This is a genomic window from Proteiniphilum sp. X52 (genome assembly GCF_003712195.1).
Lineage (GTDB): Bacteria > Bacteroidota > Bacteroidia > Bacteroidales > Dysgonomonadaceae > Proteiniphilum.
Genome location: NZ_RDSD01000012.1, coordinates 42,983 through 68,822 on the forward strand (window position 1 = coordinate 42,983; position 25,840 = coordinate 68,822).

A 25,840-nucleotide genomic window follows, 5' to 3' on the forward strand; every position below is an offset into this window, starting at 1 on the left:
ACTTCCTCATATACGGTTTTTTACCCTATTTTTTTCGTATCATTGCATCGTTGAATAATCAACGTTTTCATTCAGCCACGCGAGCATATGTCAAACTCCTTTGGATTATGCTGTTGCCAGCACTATTTCGTTCAGTGGGAGCGAAGTGAATTTGTTTATTTTGCCGAACGAAGAAATTGTGCGATAAGAATTGAAAACGAATGATGTAATCGGAAGTCTTTCATTTTAATATTTCAATTAAGTTGGTCGCTAAAATTGCACGCGTATTCGCCATTATCGTTATTAGTGTCATATTGTTGAATATAACACTTTTCATTGTTTTCAGCATTCCCGCGGTACAGAAGAGTATGGCGAACGTGGCGTTGGAAAAATTCAGGCCACTCATCGGAACGAAAGTCAATCTGGAGAGTATCCGTATCCGTCTTTTTAATACCGTGGAACTTGAAGGGGTGTATGTGGAAGACCTGCGGCAGGATACATTGCTGTATGTCGGCAAGATCGCGGTCCGCATCCATGCACTGGATCTCTTAAGGAATAAGGTGACGGTACACAAGGCGGGTATCGAGAATTTTACCGCCAATGTTCATCGTGAATCGCCCGACGACCCATTCAATTTCCAGTTTATTATTGATGCTTTTGCCAAAGAGAAAGATACCACGCGGGTGGAGGAGAAGAAACCATGGCGTATTACCGCCAACGAGGCAATATTGAAGAATGGAAAACTGCGCTATGATATTCTTTCGATGCCGGGCACTCCGGGAGCCTTTAATGTCAGTCATATAGATATTGAAGATCTTAATTTTAGGGGGAGCGTGGATTTTCTGAGCCTGGAAGACATGCATGCTGAAGTGAATCATCTCAATTTTCTGGAAAAGAATGCGGGCCTTACTCTGAATAATTTGAAAGCCCGGATAAAGGGGGAGGGCACTTTGCTCAGCAGTGACGGGGTGACGGTTGCTTTGAACGAGTCGCGTATCCAAGTCAAAGATGCGGCTTACGATCTTGAGTCAAAACTATTTTCTCTTACTGCGGAAAGTAATCAGATCGATCCGCTGGATATAAATATTTTTGTTTCCCGTTTTGCCCATCTCGATAAGCCGATCTCGTTTGAAATCAGCGCGGAGGGTACGTTGCCTCAGGTTGAGTTGAATAATCTGGCTTTCCGGTATGGTTCCGACACCCAAATCAATGTCGCCGGATCGATCTCTGATTACGGTGATATCAACAACGGGGAACTGCACGTGAATCTGCGCAATCTGTCTGTCTCACAGGAAGACCTGCAAGCATTGATCCGTATCGGCACACCTGAATTCGCTTCTCCAGAACAGTTGGTGGCTATGGGCGATCTCAATCTCCGGATGAAGGCTGACGGCCGTTTGAGACAATTCCTTTATGACGGTGAGGTGGTTACAGATCAAGGCAATGTGAAACTCAACGGGACCGGGCGTATAGGGAATGAATTTAAAAGTCTTGTTTTTGAAGGGCCGGTGACGGCCAATAATATAAAAGTGGGCAATATCATCGGAGAGGATGCCGGAATAGGGAATACCACCATAGATACGGATCTCAAATTATCTATCCTTCAGGACTCAAAAATTACTGTGGCAGCCGATGGCCGGATCGTGTCGACATCTTTCAGGGACTACCTTTACAGTGATATTTTCTTCGACGGGGTGTATGGCGGCAATAGTGTCGTTGCTGATATCCGTTCCGATATGGAGAGAAATAAATTTGATCTCTCCGCGGACATCTCATTTGGGGAAGCAATGAAGTTTGATGTAAAAGGGAATGTGGAACGGCTTGATCTCTCCCCCTTTGTCACGATCGAGAGTTGGAAAGATCCTTATCTCAGTGTGAATATCGATGGAAATCTCTCAGGTAGTTCGATAGATGACCTGACCGGAATGGTCGTGATTGATAACATTTCGCTGGCAGACAGTAATTTCTTCTATAACCCTGGGGCGATCTATCTGCAGGCATTGCCCGATGAGGGCCAGGGAAAGAAGATTGAATTCATCTCCTCTTTTTTTGAAGGCAATATCACGGGTGATTACTATTTCTCCACTATCGGCGCGGAGTTGATGCGGTCAATCCATCCCCATCTTCCCTCCGTAATCGTTGACAATGAGGAGAAGGAGCAAGTGCAAGCCGGCAAGAATAATTTTCAGTTCAATATTCAACTTCAAAATACCGAGGATATCTCCTATGCGCTTTCCCTTCCGTTCTATAATGTGGAGCTGGCGACCATTTCCGGCCGTGTGGACATGACGGCGGAGGAATCGCTGCGGATCGACGCGCATCTTCCCCGGATAATGGTGGGAAGCAATGATATCCGGGAGACGAAGATGAGCCTACGCAACCGCACGTCCGGTCTCGGACTGGATCTGAACAGTTACCTGGTACAGAATAACGGATATATGAATGTGAAACTGGATAGTGACGCGGCGTCGGATTCGGTGATTAACCGCTTGTCGTTCGATATGAAACAAAACAATACCAACTCCAACGGGGAACTGATCATCACAATGGGATTCCGACGTGATATTGACGACCAGTTGGCGGCAAACATCCGTATACCTCCTGCCACCATCATGTTCAACAACAGACAGATCGACTTTAGCGATGCCGCTATCGCCTACAGTACAGACCGCATCGCCATTTCCAATTTCGGGATCAGTGAAGATGACATGCTTTTGCTGGGAATTGACGGGGTCGCATCCAAAAGTGAAGCCGACAACATACGGATCTATTTCAACAATACGGAACTGGCAAATATTCTCAACGCGTTTAATGTAACCAACTTCACCGGCTCCATCAATGGAGATATCTATGTGCGGCAGGCACTGGATAATCCGATGATACGCACCGAAGAACTCCGGGTGGATAACATTACCGTGCATGGTGACACAATTGGTACTTTCCGGATCAATGCGGATTGGGATAACCTCCTCTCCGGCCTTAATCTGAATGCGTGGCTCGAGGAGGGAGGAGAACGCAGCCTCGATATCAAAGGATATATTCCTACCGGAGATGACAGCCCGTTTCCCATGGATGTGAACCTCTCGATTGCAGACTTTAAGCTGATGGCGATCCAGCCGCTTACCACCGGTGTTTTTAGTGAATTGAACGGACGATTAAATTCTAATATACACGTGAGCGGCACACTTTCCGAACCCATCACGGAAGGATGGCTCGGAATTGATGATGGTATGATGAAGGTGGCATTTACCAATGTGACCTATTATATATCCGATACCATAGAAATCAGCAGGGATAATGTGGGATTGAAAGATCTGGTGATCCGTGACCAGGACAATCATACAGCCACTTTGAACGTAAGCCTGTCACATACCAATTTCGGGCGTATGGTGTATAATGCCGGTATCCGTCTCAACGACTTCATGCTGCTGAACAATGCGGACCGGACCGACCTGATGGCCTATGGCAACCTGAAACTCTCCGGAGAACTGAAAGTGACAGGATCTCCCGCCGGAATTTTTGGCAATGGGAATTTGACCAGTTCAAGCAAGTCAGATGTCACCGTGGTGATTCCACAAACAGCCACAGCAACGGAATACAGCGGCATAGTGTATGTCAGCGGCAAATCCCGGGAACCCGATTCGCTGGCGTTTCTACGTAAGAATGAAAAGGCCGCAACACAACTTAACACGAATGTGCCCAGAAGTATTCCTATCGTGATGGCAATTGCCGTGAACCTCAATCCGTTACTCCAGGCGGGTGTGGTACTCGATCCGACTACCGGTGATGCGCTTGAAATAAGTGGAGAAGGTGAATTGAATGTCAATTTCAATTCCCGATCCACACCGTCGGTTTTACTGTATGGAGACTATGTTATTAACAGTGGGAAGTTTCATTATAACCTCCAGAATCTTCGTACGATAGAGTTTAATATCCGGGAAGGGAGCAGGCTCTCCATGGTAGGGAATCCGATGAACACCCAGTTCAATGTCACTGCCTATCTGCCCGTAAAAGCAGATCTGGCCGCACTCCACCCCTCATTTTCCACGCAACTCGCCAATACGCGGGTAGCTGTGAATGCGTTACTTCAGATCAGGGGAAATCTGGAAGGGATGGATCTGCAATATGATATTGAACTGCCGGAGAGCTCCAATGATATTCAACAACGGGTAAACGGTTTTCTCTCTAATGAAGAAACAAAAATCCTTCAATTCGCCTATCTGGCTACTACCGGTAACTTTATACCTTCGGAAGGGTCTCCGGACATGAACTTTGGTTCGTCGGTATTTACGAAACTCGCGGCCAACACCCTCTCCCGGGGGTTGGACGCCCTTTTTGCCAGCGCGCTGAGCGACAACTGGTCGATTAGTACCAATCTGCAGTCGGTCGACGGTAGTCTCGATAACGTGAGGATGGGAGTGGATGTGTCTACCCGTTTGATGAATAACCGGTTGCGTATCAATACGAACCTGAGCTACGGTGAAAACAGTATGGAAGCCGGCCATCAGGCATTTCTGGGTGAGTTTGAATTGGAGTATGATATCAATTCATGGCTTATGCTGAGGGCATTTAACAGGGCCAATCAACGGTTTTACCGCCGCGCCCCCACCACGCAAGGGGTAGGGGTCATGGTTACCCGGGAGGCTAAATTATTCAGAAAGTTATTTGATTTCAGGTTTGTCAGACCAAAGGAGGAAGAGGAGCGATGATGTGATGCGATGATCCCCGCAAGTCGGGACAAGTAGTGACCGATTGATTGATGAATGGGGCCATCCCCGCAAGTCGGCGCAATCTGCCTTGGGGAATAATGATAATGTGTTGGTTATTAATTGGTGATTAGTGATTTGAAATTTTACTCTGCTGATTATATGAAGAAATATATAGTCCTTATATTGTGGATATTTATATTAGGCGCTTGTAATATTACCAAGAAAGTGCCTGATGGGAGTTACCTTCTCAACAAGACCGATATAAAATCAGATGTGAGAGGTATGGGCTCCTCCACCCTGAAGCCTTATATACGGCAGAAACCCAACTCGTCGATGATCTTATTGGGAAGGGTGAAGCTGCATATGTACAATATCCCCGATGATACCTCCACATGGATGAACAGATTGCTTCTCAAATACGGTGAGCCGCCGGTACTTTATAACGAGCAGTTGGCCGTTATTTCGGCAGAACAGATCCGGTTGCACCTCAAAAATAAGGGATACCTGAATGCCGAGGTGGATACCGCCGTGGTGAAAAAAGATAAAAAAGCCAATGTCACTTATAATGTGACGGGCAACGAACCGCACCGTATCCGCACTTTTACCGACACTATCCATTCGGCGGATACTACTATTTATAACATCCTGAACCGGAGCAAACAGCTCGAGTTGATGAAGGAAGGCGATATTTTTGATCTCTCCGTGTTAGAGGAAGGTAGGGAAAGGATGACCACCATACTGAGGAATAGGGGATATTATAATTTTTTGAAGGATAATTTCTATTTTATTGCCGACACTACGGTGGGAATTAACCAGGTGGATGTGACGCTTGCCCTGAATAATCCTACCGATTCTACATTCCACCAGCAGTATCATATGGGGAATGTAACTGTGATCAACGGGGTGGATCAGACTCTTTTGGAAGATTCGACCCGCCATATCCCTTTAGATACCATTGAATACCGGGGGATGCGGATCATTTCGGAAAAGGATCGCTTCCTGCGTCCCCGGGCCATATACTATAACACCTTTCTGCGTCCCGGACGGCTTTATGCCGACAGGGTGGTGGAGCGAACCTATTCTTCGTTGAACGGGATGGGACCGGTAAATCAGACGGCAATCAACCTGACACCTGTTGTGCGCGACGATTCCGCCTATATAGATACAAGAATCACCCTCTTCCCGGGAAACCAGCACTATACACAGTTCGGGGTGGATGGCACCAATTCGGCGGGCGACCTGGGCGTTGCCGGTAACGTGACCTATGAACACCGTAACTTCCTGAAGGGAGGGGAAACATTCCGTATTCAGCTGAATGCCGCTTATGAATTTATCACGGCTTCCGACAGCCTGAATCTCATCGATAACAGTTACTACGAGTACGGAGCCGAAGTGTTCCTCTCCATTCCGCAGTTGCTGCTTCCATGGTTGATGAAGCCGCTCAGGGACCAGCCATCGGCATCGACGGAATTTTCCGGGGGGATCAACTATCAGAACCGGCCGGATTACCTGCGCCAGTTCTTTAACCTATCCACCCGTTTTCAGTGGGCCTCTATGGAGTGGCGATTACAGCATATGCTGGAACCGATAGGTGTCACCTATGTAAGAATGCCCCGCACTTCCGAACGCTTCAGAGAACTTTATATGAGTGACGACACGCCTATTTTACGCTATAGTTTCGAAGAGCAACTTATTGTACGCACTGCTTACAGTGTCACGCATACCAATTATAATCGTCTTGGGAGACGGAGTATGCCGGCTGTCCCGATCCGGGTTCGTTCGGGTATAGAGGTGGCGGGGTGGCTGCCCCGTATCGTTACCGGCCTGGGTGGGGGTGAAGTAAATGAGGACGGATACCATACATTTTTTAAATCACCGTATTCGGAGTATGTGAAAGGGGATTTCGACATATCGGCGTCGTATGCTTTCGACGATAAAAATACCCTCGCAACTCACCTGGCAGCGGGTGTGGCTTACCCTTATGGGAACTCCAACGTCCTTCCTTTTGAAAAGCGTTATTTTGGCGGCGGCGCGAACAGTGTGAGGGGATGGAGCACCCGTACGTTGGGCCCGGGAACATATAGCCTCGACTCCAAAGGCTCCGATTTCGGCCGTAAGATAGGAGATGTGAAACTCGACTTCAGTGTGGAGTACCGGCACAAGTTGACCAATCTGTTTGAACTGGCCTCTTTTGTCGATGCCGGGAATATATGGACTATCAGGGATTATGTGGAGCAACCGGGCGGTATGTTCCGGTGGAACAGTTTTTACAAGGAACTGGCCGTGGCATACGGGCTTGGTCTGCGTTTGGATCTCAATTTTCTGCTTATCCGTGTGGACGGTGGGATGAAGGCGCATAATCCCGCGCTTGCTGAAGGTACCCGATGGACCATCTTCCGACCGGATTTCCGGCGCGATTTTGCTTTCCACTTCGCCATTGGTTATCCCTTCTGATGAGCTAAACCGCCCTGATAGGCTAAAATAGAGTGTGGCTCCGCTTCTCAAAATCGGCGTGTGAACCGAAAACACTGCCGGCAGGGGATAACCTCCCGCCGATTCCTGCCAATGCAAGCCTGTTGAAGCAGTGGTTTTATGCTGAATTTGTTCCGATTTGTTAAATGAATACAATAAAACAACAAAATAATTGTTTTATTGTTGATTGGTATATGTATTTACGGAACTATATAATAGTAAACATCTAAAAAGTAAAATTATGAGTTACACATTACCTGAACTGCCTTATGCTTATGATGCGTTAGAACCTCACTTTGATACCGCGACGATGACTATCCATCACCAGCGTCATCATCAAGCGTATGTTGACAATCTGAATAAGGCTATTGCAGGGACCGACGCCGAGTCTAAAGAGTTGAAAGGAATTCTGAAGGAGGTAAGTAAGTATGCTCCTGCTGTCAGGAATAATGGAGGGGGACATTACAATCACTCTGTTTTCTGGAAAATTTTGTCTGCAACACCCAAAACTGCTCCTGAGGGGAAATTGGCGGAAGAGATAAATAAATATTTTGGAAGCCTCGACGAACTCAAAGCGCGGGTCAAGCAAGCCGGTTTAGGCCAGTTTGGATCTGGTTGGGCTTGGTTAGTAGTAAAGGGGGACGGATCTCTGGCTGTGGTTGCAACTCCTAATCAGGATAATCCCTTAATGGATACCGACCCGGCTAATCAAGGCTGTCCGATCCTGGGTGTGGACGTTTGGGAACATGCCTATTACCTGAAATATCAAAACAAGCGGGCCGATTATCTCGATGCTTTCTGGTCTGTTCTCGATTGGGCGGCCGTGGAAAAGAATTACGAAGAAGCACTTTCGAAGGAGCAGTAATCTTTTCTCTTTTCTCTTTCTCTCTTTTCAATTGGTTTCGTCTTCTCCTTCTCGCAAAGGGGAAGACGAAACTGTAATTATGAGCGAAGATGGTAATTTGAAAAACCGGCACAATAATAATGAATGAAAGCACCGATATTTACAGGTGGATTGGAAAGAAGAGAAGATTTTCACTATAAAAAATGTCGGACCGATGATTTATCAATCCGACATTTATTCGCATCTTTCAAAGAAATATTGATTTCCAGGTAACTTGTTGTCTTACCAGGACTCGAACCTGGACAAACAGGACCAGAATCTGTTGTGCTACCATTACACCATAAGACAATTGGATTGCAAAGGTATAAAAAATTGTCACAACAAAAAAAAGTTCCACAAAAAAAATTTGGCTCGCGTCGTTATTCATTCGCTTCGCTCCCATTGTTCGGCTCCGCATTTGTTCGCAATTTGTGGGTTGTTCACTCGCTTGTTTCGTATTTTACCATTGGATAACTACCGGACAACTGCCCAATAACTATCCTTTTCCTTGTAAAAATCGAGTAGGGCTGCATAGACCGGGGATTCACGCAGGACAGTGGCATTGCCGACAAGAAAAAGTTGCCGGCGTGCGCGGGTAATCGCTACGTTGAGTTTCCTGTCCACCGTTCCGTCATGGTTCGGATTACAGAGAAAGTCCATCTGATAGGGTTTATTTGCACAGAACGAAACCAGGATTACATCGCGCTGGCTCCCCTGATAGCGTTCTACGGTATCGATCATGATTTTCTCCCAATGGGGGATTCCTGCCAATGACAACTTATGTTTGATGAAGGCGATCTGGTTCCGGTAGGGAGCGATAATCCCCACAGCCTGGGTGTCGAATACAGTGCCATTGGCTTCATACACATTACGGATGGAAGTGAGAAGTGTTATGATCAGATCTGCTTCAGCCTCATTGATTTTGTCGGAAGTAGGGGATCCATGGATTTTTTCCGTCGAAAAAAAGGCGGTGCGTTTGGCGGCTATCCACCGGTCGAAGAGGTTGTCTGACGGGCTGCGCGGTTTCCACTCTTCCCATTGCCAGTCGAGTGCGGGGAAAAGGTTGCCGGAATAGAAAAAGGTTGCCGGAAAAGCGGCAATATCGTTGTGCATCCGCCCCTGACGGGTGAGTTGCGCGTAGGCATGATGCCATCCTTTCGCTTTGCAGAGGCGCAACAGTCGTTCAAATAAAGAATCACGGCAATCCATAAATCCAGCCTCACGCAATACCGGCTCGTGGATAGCTGAAAATTGACTCTCCTGCAATACGATGGTGGATAGCTGATGGTGGTCACCGATCATGATAAACCGGTCGAACCGGGGGAGAAGACCGATGATCTGTGGTTCCAGTATCTGCGAAGCCTCATCAATGATGGCCACATGAAAATGTTTGAGATTGAAAAGCTCCATCCGTCCGTTGACGGAAGCGAGGGTGGAAATGTATATACGTGTCCGCTCTATCTCCTGCCGCAATGACTCCCTATCTCTGGCTTTCTCCGAAATCCTTTGCAGTAACCGGTGTCGGTAGGTTTCGGCACAAGAAAGCTCCGTCCCCACCCGGATATAGGCGTCACATTCTCCCTTTTCAGATCCGAAGGCGGCGTTGATGGCTTCGCACAACTCGTCCACAGCACGGTTGGTATAAGCCAGTACCATAATATTTTTCCCCGGTTGAGCGTGATATTCCTCGATAAGTCGGCGGGCAAAGATCGATGTCTTCCCGGTACCGGGAGGCCCCACGATCAGGAAATAGTCCTGGGCGCTCATGGCTTTCCGGATGATATTTTCCGGATAATCTGCCTCTTGAGGAGTTTCTGTGGGATGATTTTCTTTTCCACAAGCTTTATTTTCCCCCGAGGCGTCATCACTTGTTCCCGGAAGCGCCAATCCCATCAGTATATTTTTCTTTTTCGGAGATGCGCCCAGAAAAGAGAAGAGACTTTTGTACATGCTGTTGTAACTGGAGTCCAGCGAATCGTGCTCTATGGCCCAGAGCCGGTTTTCTTCAAAAAAGCGGCGGTTTTTCTGCTTATAGCGAAAACGCACCTCTACTGTCTCGGCTGTGATCCGCGCGATAGCGCCTTTCAGTATCTGCCGGTTCAGTACCGTATCATTGTCATCTTGTCTTGGATAGACAATACATATCTCACCTTCCCTGAAATTGACAATATCGTTTTCTGTATGGTTGCGCGCGAATAAGATCGTCATGTCCTGTCCCGAATCATCTATGGTCAGGATAGTAAGATTGAAAAGTACGTCCAACGCTTCGGCTCGTTGGCTGAAAGCGCTATTCCATAATGATGCCGTACCCGTCGGCGTTTCATGGGCTATGTCACCGATTTTTTGATGATACAATTCCCTTGAGATAAACCGGGTATAGCGATAGAAAAAGGTGAGTTCCGTTTCGCTGCAACCCGACAACAGCGCGCGTATCCGTTCAATTTTCCCGGTGAAGAATTCGGGCAGTTTTTGTTCTCTCCGGAGGAGATTGAACAGCGATTCAAACAACGCCTCCGTATCTCTGTTTTCCCCGCGGATCAGCATCTGCTCATTGGCCACGATCAGGTTGCGGATATTCAGGATCGACTTTTCCAATGCGCCATTTACCCTCGCGGCACGAAGGTTCTCCCCCGGACGGGATCCCGTTGAATAGAGGATGGAGGCATCTACTCCCTGTACGTTCTTGCCGAAGACAGTCTCTATCATCAGGCGGTACACGGCGGTCTGCACTTCATGATTAAGTGTGATTTTATTGCTGTCGGAGGAGGGGTACGGTAACCTGCCCGATTTCAATTCCACAATCCGGGCGTCTGTCTCTTCGGATTGGGCTTGTAGCAAGTCGAGTCGCCCCTGGAATCCGAACCGTTCGCAAAAGAATGAAGGCTCCAGCGTACAGTGATGTAAATCGATGCCCCGGCCGGGGAAATCCTCACGAATTACCCGTTTGATATTTTCAAACTGACTTCGCGCTTTTTCCATGAATGCCCGGAAATCACTGTCGGAAAGGATATCTTCACAACTGGTATATTCGAAAGGCGATTGTTTAAACGATCGCAGGAACACATCCCGGAAGGAAACCTCTTCGGGATTTTCAGCAAATACCAGTTCGTCGAGGAAGAAGTTCGCCAAATTACCCAGTAGCAGATAAGAGCGGTTTTCCTTTTCTTCAAATTTGTTGCGGAAATAGTGAAGCGGGGATGTCAAATAATCCTGAAAACACTCCGCGATGGCGGAAGCATCGATCAGGTAATCAGGCTCGAGGATGATATAGTTAGGGATAAGGAAACCATCCCCGTCGATAATACAATCTATCAGGTTCAGGTGGCCTCCCTCCTGAAATCTTTCCACCGAACTGTCAAAGGCGCTGTTCTCAGGCGAAATCCCATATCTGGCAATCAGCGCTGTCCCCGGATTCTCCATGGTCATGCAGATAAGTAATTTTCTCTCCCGGTCGACTTTGAGTAGTTGGACACGGATAGCATCAGTGGAAATGCCTACGGGAAAAACGGAAGATCCGGTCATGCTATGTCAGAAGATTTTGGGTAGAAAGATGACCATCCCCACTGCCAATGCTGCCAGAGCGGCGATCAAAACGGCTGCGGCTGAAAGGTCTTTCGCTTTTTTGATGGCGGGATGGATCTCTTTGTTACAAGTATAATCAGATAATCTTTCCAGGGCGGTATTTATGGCTTCCATAGAAAACACAGCACCGATAACAACGATAATGGCAAGCCATTCGTTGTGGGATATATCGTATATGAATCCTAACCAGATCGCAATAAATGCCGCTATCAAATGTGTCAGCGCGTTAGGCGTCTCTTTGAATAAAAAACGCAGGCCACTGAAGGCATAGGCAAAGGATTGGATTCTTTTTTTTATATAGGACATTTTGTTGATTGGCTGATTTGTTGATTTGTTGATTGGCTGATTTACTGATTGTTAATCCGCCGATTGGTTGATTTACACTCCGCCCCCATATCGGAAATTTGTAGTCAAATGTACAAAAAATGTCTGTTTTGGCAAAACAGTCTCATTTATTATGATGATTGACATGTTATCAATATGGCATATGGCAGTGAATTAGATAAATGGATTTGGATTGGTCCGACCTTTGATGGTTAATTTATTTTGGACAAGGCCAGAATAATAGTGCGACAAAGGTGTTTTTGGAAGTTGAAGATGGAGAATCCCATATGAGTGGAATAGAGGAATCTGATAAATGGAAGAATAAAAAATGGCGGTGTGACGTCTAAGGGTAATGGGAATTATGCCGGTTTCAAAAAATCTTGTAAATTTGTGGATAAGTAACAGTTCCCATTAATTCTGGAAAAATATGTCTCAATCATGTCCCCTTTGTGGAAAAACCAAGCCGGAAGAAGCGCTTTTTTGTGATGAGTGTACGAGGAAGATCCATACTGAATATGAGGTGGAGATTCCGAAGGAAATTGAAGAAAAGAATAGTTCTGCTGCTGAAAATTTGCTTATGCGGGAACAGTGGGAGGATAGGACCGGCAATTCCGCGTTATCCCAAAAAGAAAGAGTCAATCAGGATCATAACGGTTTAAATCATTCTGATGAAGAGGAAGAGTGTGAAAGGGAAGTGGAATCAAAAGCAGGGACAAATGAGGAGGAACTGGAGACGGAATCTGAAGTGGATTATGCGGATAAAAAGCTTGATCAGGAACCGGAGGCGGAGCGGGTCAAGGAATCAGGCCCGGAGCCGGGAAAAAAGCTGCCGAAGAAGAAAAAGAAGCTAGGGGCGCCGGTTTTATTTGTGCTGGTGACCGCTCTTCTGGTAGGTGCCTTTTTCATGTATAACGCTACCATACGGAAGAGTAACCTGGATCGCGGCGGATGGGATGCGGCCGTAAAGGCTAATTCGGTAGAGGGATATCTGGCTTATATGGAAGCACATCCCCGGGGTGCGCACTTTGAAGAGGCTCAGGCCGGCTTGCGCAGACTCAAATCGGAAGAAGCCGCTGCATGGGAAAAGATGAAAGAAACCGACAACGTCACCGAGTTGCGCGATTTCTTAGCCAGTCACGCCGATAGTCCTTACGCCCCGTTAGTAAGGACCAGACTCGATTCACTTGTATGGATAGGCACCTTGCAAATGAATACGCCGGAGTCATACGCTGATTATATCCTGTTGACCGAGAAGGGTGGTATTCCGGGCGATTATATGGCAGAAGCGAGAAAGAGACATGATTTGCTTTCCCGGCCGCAATCGTCCGATGCCGTTACATTGGATAGTATACGTGCCGCAGTAGGCGGGGTTTTTATAGCCCTTTCCGCCTTGGATCATAATCGTATGGTTCGCTATCTGGCACCTACTGTGTATCGCTTCTTCAATTCAGGTGCCGCTACCCGTGAAAGAATTGCCGGTGAGCTGCTCGTGACGGGCGCGCAGACGGAAGGTACCACTCTGAAATTTACTCCGGATCTGGAGTCACTACAATATGAATTGACGGGCGGCAACCATTACAAAATCAATGTCCCATTGCGGAAGTCTTATCAGAAAGATGGTGCCGCGGAAGAGGTGCACGGCTATATTGCCCACATTGAGCTGGATACAATCTTTCAGGTTGTCAGCATATTTGAAACAAAGCCTTATCCTGAAGCGCCTTAGTGGGAATGGGTGGTTACAGGCCTTGTCCAGATCAGCAATCCCGAAAACTAAATTCAATCCTGTTTGTTAAATAATACCTATGGATTTTCAACTTACATCGGCATATCAACCTACCGGAGATCAACCGGAAGCAATCGCGGCGCTGCTGGAGGGACTCCGGCAGAAAGTCCCTTATCAGACCCTGTTAGGGGTTACCGGATCGGGTAAGACTTTTACGGTGGCCAATGTGATCGCGCAGATAAATAAACCCACCTTGGTGCTGAGTCACAATAAAACTCTCGCGGCGCAACTTTACAGCGAGTTCAAGAGTTTCTTTCCAAATAATGCGGTGGAATATTTTGTCTCCTACTACGATTATTATCAGCCGGAGGCTTATATCCCCACGACCGATACCTATATAGAAAAGGATCTTTCCATCAACGACGAGATTGAAAAACTGCGGCTCGCAGCCACCTCCTCACTGCTTTCGGGAAGAAACGACGTGATAGTGGTTTCTTCAGTTTCCTGCCTGTATGGCATCGGTAATCCCGAAGATTTTAACAAAACCACTGTCGATATCCGTGAGGGGCAGGTGATGGAGCGCGACCAATTATTGCGCCTGCTGGTAAACAGTCTTTATTCGCGTAACGAAACGGCCGATTTCAACCGGGGGAATTTCCGGGTGAAAGGCGACACGGTAGATGTTTTCCTGGCATATCACGATTATATCATCCGCATTATCTTTTGGGGGGATGAGATAGAGAGTATTGAATCGGTGGATCCACTCAGCGGGATCACCGTTGAACGGTTGGATTCTTACCGGATATTTCCGGCCAACCTTTTTGTCACCACCCAGGAACGCATTAACAGGGCGATAGATGAAATACAGATCGACCTGGGAAAACAGGTGGAGTTCTTCCAGTCTATCGGGAAACCGTATGAGGCCAAGCGACTTTACGAAAGGGTGACCTATGACCTGGAGATGATCAAGGAGGTAGGTTATTGCTCCGGGATAGAGAACTATTCCCGCTATTTCGACGGCCGGCCCGCCGGCACACGTCCTTTCTGTCTCCTCGACTTCTTTCCCGAAGACTATCTCACTGTTATTGACGAAAGCCATGTCACCATCCCGCAGATCCGCGCCATGTACGGGGGCGATCACTCCCGCAAGATCAATCTTGTGGAATTTGGTTTCCGGCTTCCGGCAGCGATCGATAACCGTCCGCTGATGTTCGAAGAGTTTGAAGCGATCACCCCTGAGATTATTTTTGTGAGCGCCACCCCTGCCGATTATGAACTGGAAAAATCGGAAGGGATTGTGGTCGACCAGTTGATTCGTCCTACAGGGTTGCTCGATCCGCCTATAGATGTACGTCCCAGCCTGAACCAGATCGACGACCTGATGGAAGAGATCCGGCAGCGCGTGGAGGTCGATGAACGGGTGTTGGTGACCACCCTCACCAAACGGATGGCCGAAGAACTGACCGATTACCTGACAAAGAATGGTGTGCGGTGTAATTATATCCACTCCGATGTGGAGACATTGGAGAGGGTGAAAATCATGGATGAATTGCGTGGCGGGTTGTTCGACGTGTTGATCGGTGTGAATCTGTTGCGCGAAGGGTTGGATCTCCCCGAGGTGTCGCTTGTGGCAGTACTGGATGCCGACAAGGAAGGATTTCTCCGCTCCCATCGATCCCTCACCCAGACAGCCGGCCGCGCGGCACGTAACGTGAACGGAAGGGTGATTTTCTATGCCGATAAAATGACCGACAGCATGCGGATGACTATCGACGAGACCAATCGCAGGCGTGAAAAGCAGATAAAATACAATGAAGAGCATGGCATCACACCGCGGCAGATAAAGAAGGGGCGCTCATCGGCATTGACCGGAGAATATAAAATAACGGCTGAGGCAAAAGCATACATAGAACCCGATTATTACGCTTTGGCGGCGGAACCGATCGCTGACTATGCCTCGACCGGCGACCTGAAGAAAAAAATAGAACAAACCCGGAAAGCGATGATGGCAGCGGCAAAAAAACTGGAATTCCTGGAGGCAGCACAATTGCGGGATCAGTTGATCATGCTGGAAGAAAAGTTGAAATAAAGTGGAAGGTGGGAAACTAAAGAGGAACAAATCAACAAATCAGTAAATCAGTAAATCAGTTTTAGATGAAATCAGATATTCAAATAGCGAGGGAAACACCCCTGAGAAAAATAAAAGATATAGCGGAGAGTGTCGGGATCGATCGGGAAGAGGTGATCGGTTTCGGAAGGCATATGGCAAAGATACCTCTTCATCTTATTGATCAGGAAAAAATTAACCGTAGTAATCTTATATTAGTGACGGCGATTACCCCTACCAAGGCGGGTATCGGTAAGACAACCGTTTCCATAGGGTTGGCGTTGGGATTGAACAAGATCGGGAAGAAAGCTATCGTCGCATTACGCGAGCCCTCATTAGGCCCTGTATTCGGGATGAAAGGCGGTGCCGCGGGTGGAGGATATGCCCAGGTGCTTCCAATGGAAAATATCAATCTCCATTTTACCGGTGATTTCCATGCTGTGACCACAGCCCATAATACCATTTCTGCGCTGCTCGACAACTATATCTTTCGAGTGCAAGGTACTGGCGAGGCAATCAAACAGGTGCTCTGGAAACGGGTGTTGGATGTAAACGACCGAAACCTGCGTTATATTGTCACGGGACTCGGACCGGGTAACGGGATACCTCAGGAAGGAGGTTTCGATATTACCGCCGCGTCAGAGCTGATGGCTATCCTTTGCTTGGCGGAAGATGAAAGCGATCTCCGCAGACGGATAGAGAATATACTGCTGGGATACAGGATCGACGGTGAACCATTCACTGTGAAAGATCTGGGCGTGGCAGGCGCCATCACAGTATTGATGAAAGATGCCGTTCATCCTAACCTGGTGCAGACTACTGAAAATACAGCTGCTTTTATACACGGAGGTCCGTTCGCCAATATCGCACATGGATGTAACTCGGTCCTGGCTACCAAAATGGCGATGTGTTATGGTGATTACGTGGTAACTGAGGCAGGCTTCGGGGCTGATCTGGGTGCGGAGAAATTTTTCAACATCAAGTGCCGCAAGAGCGGATTGCGTCCCAAACTGACCGTCATTGTCGCCACGGCGCAGGGATTGAAGATGCACGGAGGCACACCCGAGAAGATGATCAAAGAGCCCGATATGGAAGGTTTGAGAAATGGATTGGAGAATCTGGGAAAACATCTTGAAAACCTGGCTGGTTTTGGGCAGTCGGTCGTGGTGGCCTTTAATAAATACGCTTTTGATACCGCGGAAGAGATCGATATGGTACGTGGTTTTTGTCGTGATCGCGGAGTGCCGTTTGCTGTCAATGAGGCCTTTACCGACGGAGGCGCAGGTGCCGTGGAATTGGCCGAAACGGTAATAGATGCCCTCGAGAACAGGCCATCAGGGGATTTGAGGTTTACTTACGACGATGAGGATGATATCGAAACCAAGCTTACCAAGATTGCCACGCAGATTTATGGGGCACGCGATGTGGTAATGGGTGAGAAAGCATTGAAAAAACTGAAGCTGGTGGAAGGGACATCCCTCGAAAAGATGCCGGTATGCATTGCTAAAACACAATACTCCTTCTCAGCCGATCCCAATTGGTATGGAGTGGCTAAGGATTTCCGGTTTAAAATCAATGATCTGGTGATTAACCGTGGTTCGGAATTTATCGTGGCCATCGCCGGTGAGATGATGCGTATGCCCGGATTGCCCGCCGACCCGCAGGCCAAACGGATAGATATCATCCACGGAGAAGTGGAAGGGTTGAGTTGATATCATTTTTAGTTGTGATATTTTTTGGTATATCATCTTTTTTTTCGATATTTGCAACAAACAGGGGTGAATACCAAAATTTTTTTTATTGCACTATCGATCTAATCATATTATCTTCAAAAAAGATAAGATAATTTTTATTTTAACTTTATTCTTTTGTCTCTCTTCATGTAATTTGAAAAATAAAGAGAGTATATCTACTTATACCGTTACTAAAACGGATTTTGAGAATTCGATTTTAATTGAAGGTATAGTCGAGCCTATCCGGTTTACAACCTTGGCTTGTCCGGCCAATGTAGACGGGATAGTCACCTTCCTGATTGATAATGGGACCTATGTCAACGAAGGAGATATAGTATGTATTATTGAGGATAATAATCAACAGAACAACTATGACAACCTGCAAATTGCATTGGAAAATGCTACGGCTGAATTGAACAAGGTCAATGCCGATTTGAAGATGCAATACGCTCTCTTGGAAGCACAGGTGAAGAATAACGAGGTCGATACGGACATCGCCCATCTTGATTCCTTGCAACTCAAATTTGCCACGCCAACCCAGAGAAGAATCAAGGAATTAGAACTTGAAAGGGCATACATAGAAAAAGTAAAATTCGAACAGAAACTGAATGCCCTTGATATCATTAATCAGTCCGAAATAAGAAAGTTGGAAATAAATATCCAGCAGTTGACCAACCGTTTACAATCAGCAGAAAAAATTCTTGAAGAGTTGACTATCAGGGCTCCTAAAAAAGGATTGGCTATTATTGCCGATTCCCGTATGACAGGCGCCAAGTTAAAGGTGGGGGACAATGTCTGGAATAATATGCCGGTGGTTATTATCCCTGAGATGTCGGAAATGAAGGTGAAAATGGCTGTCAATGAAACAGATTTCAAACAGATCAATGAAAACGATTCTGTGGCTTACACCTTTGAGGCCATGCCGGGGAACAATGCATATGGAAGAATCACCAAAAAATTACCCGTCGGACAACCCTATAAAAGAGATTCAAAAGTGAAGTTTTTTGAGGTAGAAGCATCAATCGATAGTGTGATACAGCTTCCCGAACCGGGATTTACAGCAAACAGCCGTGTAATTACAACCTATATCGGAGATACCATCGTCATTCCCCAAATTGCCATTTATGATGTTGATTCGATGAAGGTCGTGTATGTCAGGAATAATAATAAATATGAGATGCGCCAAATTGCGACCGGCCCGTCGTCAATGAAAGAATCGATAGTTACCACCGGTTTAAGAAAGGGAGAAGTAATTTCTCTGATCAAACCGCCCGCTTCATTTATAAGAGGGAAGAGGTTCCTTTCGGAATCAATTCGTTAGGGTGTGATATTGCTTCAATGATTTTACAACAATAAGATAAATGCTGATAAAATGAGGAACAAGTTTAATACGCTTTTTTTTCTCCTTTTTTGTTTGATATTCTTTGCTGCATGCGGCCGGAAAGAAGCTCAGCAAGTACCTGTGGGAAAAGTGGCAAAAGGAACTCTTTTTCTTGATTTGTATGAAGAAGGAGAATTAGAAGCTGTACAATCTATCAATATTGTGGCGCCTCTTATCTCATGGAGATATGGTAATCTGAAAATTACCGAACTGGTAAAAGATGGACAGGAGGTGAAAGCAGGAGACACACTCATCGTCTTCGACCCGTCGGAAGTTCTTAAAGGCATTGTCGAGGCGGAGTCGAGTTTGGAAATAGCCAAGGCTGAGTTTGAGAAGATGATCGCTCAGCAGAAATCCGATCTGGAAGAGCTGAGAGCCGGTTATGAGGTGGCGCGAATTTCCCATGAAATATCTAAAATACGATTTGAGTCGGCGGAGTATGAATCGGAGATAAAGAAAAAAGAGATACAACTGAATCTTGATAAGGCAGATATTGCTTTGGAAAGAGCCAAAGAACAGATAGATAACCGGATAAAAATACAGAGGGAAGAAGTGAAGCAAAAAAATCTTTCCATCATGCAGTTTCAATCCCGGCTTGATGAAGCGCATGAGACACTGAAAAAATTGTCTGTGGTTACTCCTTCATCCGGAATTGCCATCATCTCGCGGAACTGGAGCAGTAACAATAAATTTCAGATTGGCGATCAATGCTGGGGTGGATTTCCCATTATTCAGCTCCCCGATCTGGCCGTGTTAAAAGCAACGGTCAGGATTAACGAAGTGGATGTGGCCAAAATCAGTAAAGGTCTGAAAGTGGAGATAAAGCCGGACGCATTTTCAGATAGCATCTTCACCGGGACAGTCAACTCAATTGCCAATCTTGCCGTGAACAAAGAGGGATCATCGAAGATAAAAGTATTTCCGGTTGAAATATTGCTGAACGAGTCGGACAAGCACCTGCTCCCCGGCCTTACCGTGAGTTGCAGAATTATCATAGACAAGATCGAGGATGTGCTTTATATTCCCTTGGATGCGGTCAGACCAGAGGGAGATAAGAACTTTGTCTATAAAAAGAGTACAAGAGGTTATGATAAAATAGAAATTGAGACCGGCCAGAATAACACCGATTACGTGGTCGTTGTCAATGGACTCAAAGAAGGGGATGAAATTGCACTGGTGGATCCCTTTGCAGTAGAACCCGACGAGAAGAAACCGGAAAGCAGTGAGGCGGGATAATTGATAATTGTCAATGAATAAAACACTAAAATAATCGTATGAAAAAAAACATTATATATCGGCTTTCGGTGTTTTTCCTGCTGTTGTTTTCTGTTTCCTGCAAAAAGGGTGTTTGGTCGGAAGGCAATGAAAGACGAACATCGGATGGAAGTACCATTATAGAAACGGGAGAGCTTGCCGCGATCAATTCCATATCCTTTGTCATACCCAGGTACGGGCGTCATTGGTATCAAATGAAGATCATCGGGCTGCTGAATCATGGAGAAATAGTGAAAAAAGGAGATTCAATTGCTCAACTGGATCCTGCGGATATCAATAAATTTATCCTGGATCAGGAGAGTAATCTGGAAACCCAATTGGCCGTGTTGGAAAAATTGTATGTGGAACAGGAAAACAGGGAACAGGAAAGCGAATCGAGAATCAGAAACGAACTGGCGTCATTCGATTTAAAAAAGATCGAATGGGAAGCATCCCGTTTTGAATCGGAACGGTTACGACGGATAAAAAAACTGGAGTTTGACCAGGCAGAGATCAATCTTGAGAAAGAGAAGAGGATCTATGAGTTGAATAAGGTCATCAATGCTAACGATTTGAAAATTCAGGAGATCAGGGTCGAACAGATTAGAAAAGAGATAGAAAATGCGAAAGCATTGCTGCCGGCACTCACTTTACGGACACCTGTATCGGGTGTGTTCCAGATTGAATTGAACCGGCAAAATGTCAATCCTACTCTATACAAAATAGGGGATAATATTTATGCGGGAAATAATTTGGCCAAAGTTCCCGAACTGGAGTTTATGAAAGTGAATACCCAGGTGAATGAGACCGACTTTTTAAAAATAGATGTCAACCAAAAAGTGGCAGTTCGTTTAGATGCCTTGCCAAAGGTGGTGTTTGAAGGTGAAATAGCCTATATCGGGAAGTTATGCAGGTTGAAAGACCAAAAATCCCGTCAAAGAGTTTTTGATGTGGAAGTCAGGATATTAGAGCCGGATGAGAGATTAAAGCCGGGGATGACAGTGAGTTGTGAATTTTTATAAAACAGCATATGCAATACGGTGAAAATATTCGCTTGGCACTTCAGGGACTGGTCGACCATAAATTTCGCTCTTTCCTGACAATGCTGGGAATCATATTTGGTGTGGCATCGGTGATTACTATGTTATCGATTGGGGAAGGTGCAAAACGCGAGGCTATTGCCAAATACCAGGATTTGGGGGTAAGTAATATCATCGTCAGGGAAAGATCACTCTCCGATGAAGAGCTGGAAGAGGTGCGGGCTAAATTCTCCCAGGGTCTTTCCATTCAGGATGCCAATGTCATTGAGGAAATTGTACCGGGAGTGGAAAGGGTCGCGTCGCAGGCAGAAAAAAATACCGAAGTGAAGTTTGATGACAAATCGGTAAAATCTACCGTGATAGGCATTACCCCCAATTTTCTCAGTTTGATGAATTATAAAGTACAACAAGGCTACTTCATCAATGAAAAACATTACAACGAACGATTAAAAGTGTGTGTCCTGGGGGCGGGTGTGGCTGCCAGTTTTTTTAAAGGTGAAGATCCTATCGGTAAGCTGGTAAAGATAGACGACCAATGGTTAGAAGTGATTGGCGTACTGGCATCGAAAAGTCTTTTTACTGAAACCGTGGGTGAACTGGCTGCAAGGGATCTCAATACGGATGTCTATGTGCCGTTATCTTTGTTCCTGAACCGTTTTACACGGGATAATATCCTCTCCAGCGAAATACAGCAGATCACGGTTCAGATCAATCATTCGGATAAATTGATCGAGGCTTCCAAAATTATTGATGAGATATTAAAGAGACATCACTTTAATAATGACGATTACAGTATTGTGATCCCTTACGAGCTTCTTAAACAGGAGGAAAAAGAACGGCAGATCTATAACTTCCTTTTGGGAGCCATTGCCGCCATATCGTTATTGGTAGGAGGCATAGGTATCATGAACATCATGCTGGCAACTGTGATGGAGCGCACACGCGAGATAGGGATCCGAAGGTCGGTAGGAGCCCGGAAGATCGATATCATGAGCCAGTTTGTCACCGAATCGGTGGCAATCAGTATTACCGGTGGATTGATAGGTGTGCTGATCGGTGTGGTGTTGTCGTTGATCGTTACCCTGTTTACGGATATAACCACCTTTATCAAACCCTACTCCGTTTTTATCGCATTCTCCTTTTCGGTAATCGTGGGGGTGAGTTTTGGCTATCTGCCGGCAAAGAACGCCGCCAATTTGAAACCGGTAGACTCTATCCGTTACGAATAAAATAAAATGATATGTTGATAGAAATAAAAAACCTGAAGAAGAGTTATTCCCTCGGAGAAAATGAAATCCCGGTCATACACGGTATCAACCTCCATATCGAAAAAAACGAATATGTGGCGATCATGGGGCCTTCCGGTTCGGGTAAGTCGACATTAATGAATATCCTCGGCTGCTTGGATACCGCATCGAGCGGGCATTACTATCTGAACAATATTGATGTGAATACTTTGGATGATGATGCCCTTTCGCTTACCAGAAACAGGGAAATAGGTTTTATTTTTCAGAATTTTAATCTGCTGCCCCGGTTGAATGCCATTCAGAATGTGGAATTGCCGTTAGTTTACGCGGGAATACCGGGTATTGAGCGCCGGGAAAAGGCGTTGAAAGCTTTGGAAAGGGTAGGGTTGTCTGACCGGTTGCACCATAAACCTTCGGAATTGAGTGGCGGACAGCGGCAGAGAGTAGCTATCGCCAGGGCTCTGGTAACCAACCCCGGGATATTGTTGGCCGATGAGCCGACCGGGGCGCTCGATTCTATCACCGGGGTAGAGATCATGAGGCTGTTCGATGAATTGCACAAAGAAGGAAACACCATTATTTTAATCACGCATGAACAGGAAATAGCAAACTATGCCCATCGGAATATTTATCTGAAAGACGGGATGATCCATTCCGATCAGCCGAATATTAAAAGGAAAGAGTTAAGTTGATGATTAGAACTTGGAACTTAAAACTTGGAACTTGGAACTGAGAACTTTTCACTTTTCATTTTTCACTTTTCACTAATTCCCAAATCAATAGGATCTTATGAGAAAATTGTTTTTAATCTGTACATATTTGTGTGTCTCTTCACTCTTATTGCATAGCCAGTCGGTGCATATCCTTACTTTGGAAGAAAGTATCGAGATTGCGAAGAGCAAAAGTTACAGTATGTTGAAATTAGGAGAAGACCTTAAAATTGCCGAATATAATTTGAAGTCCGCTACCAGCCGGTTGAAGACGCATATTGATATGACCATTGGAGCTCCTCAATACACTGAAACTATTGAAAGCTGGAAAGATACCACCGGTATTACCTTTTATTATCCTGTGAAAGAGCTAGGGTATTCCACCATATTGACGATCAACCAGCCTTTGCCGACAGATGGTAATATATTTATTCAGAATATGTTATCGAGTGGGGAAAATTTAAATAGCAATTTTCGTTCTTCCCGCCTGCGCTCCCGTATTGGATTTAGTCAGCCGCTTCATTCTTTCTACGCCTACAATAATATCCGGTCGACACTGAAAAGAGCGGAACTTGATTACGAGCGCTCCAGCAAACAGTATAAAAGGGAAGAATTGAATCTTGTATATCAGGTAAGTAGCGCATATTATAATTTATTGTCGCTCCAAAGAAGTACCGAGATCGCCCATCTCGACCTGGAAAGGCAGATGGATGCGCATGAAATATCGAAGAATAAATATGCTGCCGGATTGATACGTGAAGTAGATGCTTTACAGATGGAGGTCGATTTGGCCGAAGCGCAAAATAATCACGATATTGCGGTTTTAAATGAAGTGTCTGCCAGAAACTCCTTCAAAGAATTGTTAGGGTTGAATTTGGATGATAGCGTGACATTGCACAACGAGTTAAACTATCAGATTATAATAATCGATCCAGAGAAGGCTATTGAGATGGCACTCAAAAACAGGTTGGAGGTCAGAGAGCAGGAGATACAGATAGAATTGCAGAAGTTGAACATAAAGCAGCAGAAATCAAACGGAATGATCAGAGGGAGTATCGACGCTTATTTCGAAAGGGCCGGTATAGATCAGCAAACCGATATTGGTCTTTTCCCTTCCATTCGAAATTCATACAGAAACCTGATAGATAGAAATTCCAGTTATGGTGTGGGGTTGACCATTACAATACCCATCCTCGATTGGGGAGAAAACAGGGCTTTGGTAAGAGCTTCCGAATCTCGGTTAAAACAATACAATTATCGGAAAGAAGAGGTTGAAAGGGAAATCGAGACCGAAGTGAAAAATCTTATAGCCAGCATCAACAGCAATTTAAAAAGATTGCAGGTGCTGGAAAAAAACGTGTTGGTTGCCGAAAAGAGTTTTGAGATAACGCGCCAACGGTTTTCTGACGGTGACATTGACAGTCAGGCGTTGGCCTTGGAGAGGAATCGTCTGAACAATGCTTATACATCCCACCTGAGAGCGTATATCAATTATCAACTCTCGTTGGCTGATCTGATGAGGAAAACCTTTTATGATTTCCAGAATCAGTGGGAAGTAGACTAGTCACTTAACCGACCCACATCAGGTCGCTCATGATACCGTCGGAGATAAAGATACCGTCGCGGGTCAGTTTCAACCTGTCGTCTTCGGTCTTCAGCAGATTCCTGTCCAGGTGCTTTCGCGCATTTTGGAGGCAGTAACGGTAAAATTCATCACCAAAGCGGGTCATAAGTTCCCTAAGATCGAGTCCCCACATAGTACGCAGACCTGTGAGCACGGTTTCATTGTATTTTTCACCGAGGCTCAGATATTCTGTTTCACGGTGCAATATGCCCGATTCCATACCCCTGATATAGCGGGTAAGTGAGGCCACATTCACGGAACGGTTGTCTCCATCGAAGGAATGGGCTGCAGGACCCAAACCCAGGTATTTCTCGTTCTTCCAATAAGAACTGTTATGTCGGGAAAAGTAACCCTCTTTCCCAAACGCCGAAATTTCATAGTGGATGTATCCATGCGAGGTGAGCTGCTCAATCAGCATGGTGAACAAGGTGGTGCTGACCTCTTCACCTATCGGTTTTATCCTGCCGGCTTGTAAAAGCCTGTGCATTTTTGTTTTCTCTTCATAGATGAGATGGTAAGAGGAGATATGAGGTATATCGAGGGCAATGGCCTGTGCCAGATTATACTGCCAAATCTCCTCTGTCTGTCGCGGTAAACCATACATCAGGTCGATGCTTATATTCCCGAAACCATGTTGCTGGCATCTCTTCACCGTGTCGATGGCTTGCTGCGCTGAGTGGCGCCGGCTCAGGAATGTCAGCTCTTCGTCGTCAAAACTCTGTATGCCGATGCTGAGGCGGTTGACAGGTAATTGGGAGAGCATCTCCACATACGCCTCCGAAAGATCGTCGGGGTTTGCTTCCACCGTGATCTCCGCATCCGGCGCAATGGAGAAGTGGTGGTGTAGGGTATCGAATATCCTGTCGAAATGTTCCTGCCGGAGCCGTGAAGGGGTTCCACCGCCAAAGTAAACGGTCTTCACCTGTTCCCGAATCTCATCTTTTCTTATCCTGGCTTCGGCACAGAGCGCGTCGACGAAAGCATCCATCTGCGTTTCGTTGGTACCGGTGTAAAAATCACAGTAAGTACACCGGGTTTTACAAAAAGGAATATGGATATATATGCCCGCCAC

15 protein-coding genes and 1 tRNA gene are annotated in these 25,840 nt (G+C 46.0%); 12 read left to right on the forward strand and 4 right to left on the reverse strand.

Annotated features, from left to right (window positions below; all coding sequences use genetic code 11):
- The first annotated feature begins 242 nt into the window (after nt 1-242).
- From D7D25_RS10740 to D7D25_RS10750, 3 genes are all read left to right on the forward strand, one after another.
- Nucleotides 243-4,688, forward strand: a complete 4,446-nt coding sequence (locus D7D25_RS10740; RefSeq protein WP_148038908.1) for a translocation/assembly module TamB domain-containing protein — start codon at nt 243-245, stop codon at nt 4,686-4,688.
- Nucleotides 4,689-4,847: 159 nt separating this feature from the next.
- Nucleotides 4,848-7,142, forward strand: coding sequence for a BamA/TamA family outer membrane protein (locus tag D7D25_RS10745; protein WP_122968959.1), 2,295 nt, complete (start codon nt 4,848-4,850; stop codon nt 7,140-7,142).
- A gap of 259 nt (nt 7,143-7,401) precedes the next feature.
- Nucleotides 7,402-8,025: a superoxide dismutase gene (locus tag D7D25_RS10750; RefSeq protein ID WP_221408002.1), complete on the forward strand. Its 624-nt coding sequence runs from the start codon at nt 7,402-7,404 to the stop codon at nt 8,023-8,025.
- 256 nt (nt 8,026-8,281) lie between these two features.
- Here D7D25_RS10750 and D7D25_RS10755 read toward each other — a convergent pair.
- The 3 genes from D7D25_RS10755 to D7D25_RS10765 form a co-directional block, all read right to left on the reverse strand.
- Nucleotides 8,282-8,352: transfer RNA gene (locus D7D25_RS10755), tRNA-Gln, on the reverse strand.
- Between the two features lie 165 nt (nt 8,353-8,517).
- A complete protein-coding gene (locus tag D7D25_RS10760; RefSeq protein ID WP_122968960.1) occupies nt 8,518-11,565 on the reverse strand; it encodes an AAA domain-containing protein in 3,048 nt (1,015 codons plus the stop codon).
- Nucleotides 11,566-11,571: 6 nt separating this feature from the next.
- Complete coding sequence (locus tag D7D25_RS10765; protein WP_122968961.1) at nt 11,572-11,931, reverse strand: diacylglycerol kinase family protein; 360 nt, start codon at nt 11,929-11,931, stop codon at nt 11,572-11,574.
- A 445-nt stretch (nt 11,932-12,376) separates the two neighbouring features.
- Here D7D25_RS10765 and D7D25_RS10770 point away from each other — a divergent pair, with 445 nt between their 5' ends.
- From D7D25_RS10770 to D7D25_RS10810, 9 genes are all read left to right on the forward strand, one after another.
- A complete protein-coding gene (locus tag D7D25_RS10770) occupies nt 12,377-13,672 on the forward strand; it encodes a hypothetical protein (RefSeq protein ID WP_122968962.1) in 1,296 nt (431 codons plus the stop codon).
- Between the two features lie 79 nt (nt 13,673-13,751).
- Nucleotides 13,752-15,761, forward strand: coding sequence for an excinuclease ABC subunit UvrB (gene uvrB, locus D7D25_RS10775; RefSeq protein ID WP_122968963.1), 2,010 nt, complete (start codon nt 13,752-13,754; stop codon nt 15,759-15,761).
- A gap of 65 nt (nt 15,762-15,826) precedes the next feature.
- Entirely contained in the window at nt 15,827-17,491 is a 1,665-nt protein-coding gene (locus tag D7D25_RS10780) for a formate--tetrahydrofolate ligase (RefSeq protein ID WP_122968964.1), read from the forward strand.
- 175 nt (nt 17,492-17,666) lie between these two features.
- Nucleotides 17,667-18,833: an efflux RND transporter periplasmic adaptor subunit gene (locus D7D25_RS10785; RefSeq protein WP_122968965.1), complete on the forward strand. Its 1,167-nt coding sequence runs from the start codon at nt 17,667-17,669 to the stop codon at nt 18,831-18,833.
- A 51-nt stretch (nt 18,834-18,884) separates the two neighbouring features.
- Nucleotides 18,885-20,129 (forward strand): efflux RND transporter periplasmic adaptor subunit, encoded by a 1,245-nt coding sequence (locus tag D7D25_RS10790; protein WP_122968966.1) that lies wholly within the window; start codon nt 18,885-18,887, stop codon nt 20,127-20,129.
- Between the two features lie 38 nt (nt 20,130-20,167).
- Nucleotides 20,168-21,169 carry an HlyD family secretion protein gene (locus tag D7D25_RS10795; RefSeq protein WP_122968967.1) on the forward strand — a complete coding sequence of 334 codons (1,002 nt, stop codon included), beginning with the start codon at nt 20,168-20,170 and terminating at the stop codon, nt 21,167-21,169.
- A gap of 8 nt (nt 21,170-21,177) precedes the next feature.
- Nucleotides 21,178-22,416 carry an ABC transporter permease gene (locus D7D25_RS10800; protein WP_122968968.1) on the forward strand — a complete coding sequence of 413 codons (1,239 nt, stop codon included), beginning with the start codon at nt 21,178-21,180 and terminating at the stop codon, nt 22,414-22,416.
- Nucleotides 22,417-22,427: 11 nt separating this feature from the next.
- The gene (locus D7D25_RS10805) at nt 22,428-23,126 is read left to right on the forward strand and encodes an ABC transporter ATP-binding protein (protein WP_122968969.1); all 699 of its coding nucleotides are present in this window, start codon (nt 22,428-22,430) and stop codon (nt 23,124-23,126) included.
- 97 nt (nt 23,127-23,223) lie between these two features.
- Nucleotides 23,224-24,708, forward strand: a complete 1,485-nt coding sequence (locus tag D7D25_RS10810; RefSeq protein WP_122968970.1) for a TolC family protein — start codon at nt 23,224-23,226, stop codon at nt 24,706-24,708.
- Nucleotides 24,709-24,712: 4 nt separating this feature from the next.
- Here D7D25_RS10810 and hemW read toward each other — a convergent pair whose 3' ends face one another.
- Nucleotides 24,713-25,840 carry a radical SAM family heme chaperone HemW gene (hemW, locus tag D7D25_RS10815; protein ID WP_122968971.1) on the reverse strand — a complete coding sequence of 376 codons (1,128 nt, stop codon included), beginning with the start codon at nt 25,838-25,840 and terminating at the stop codon, nt 24,713-24,715.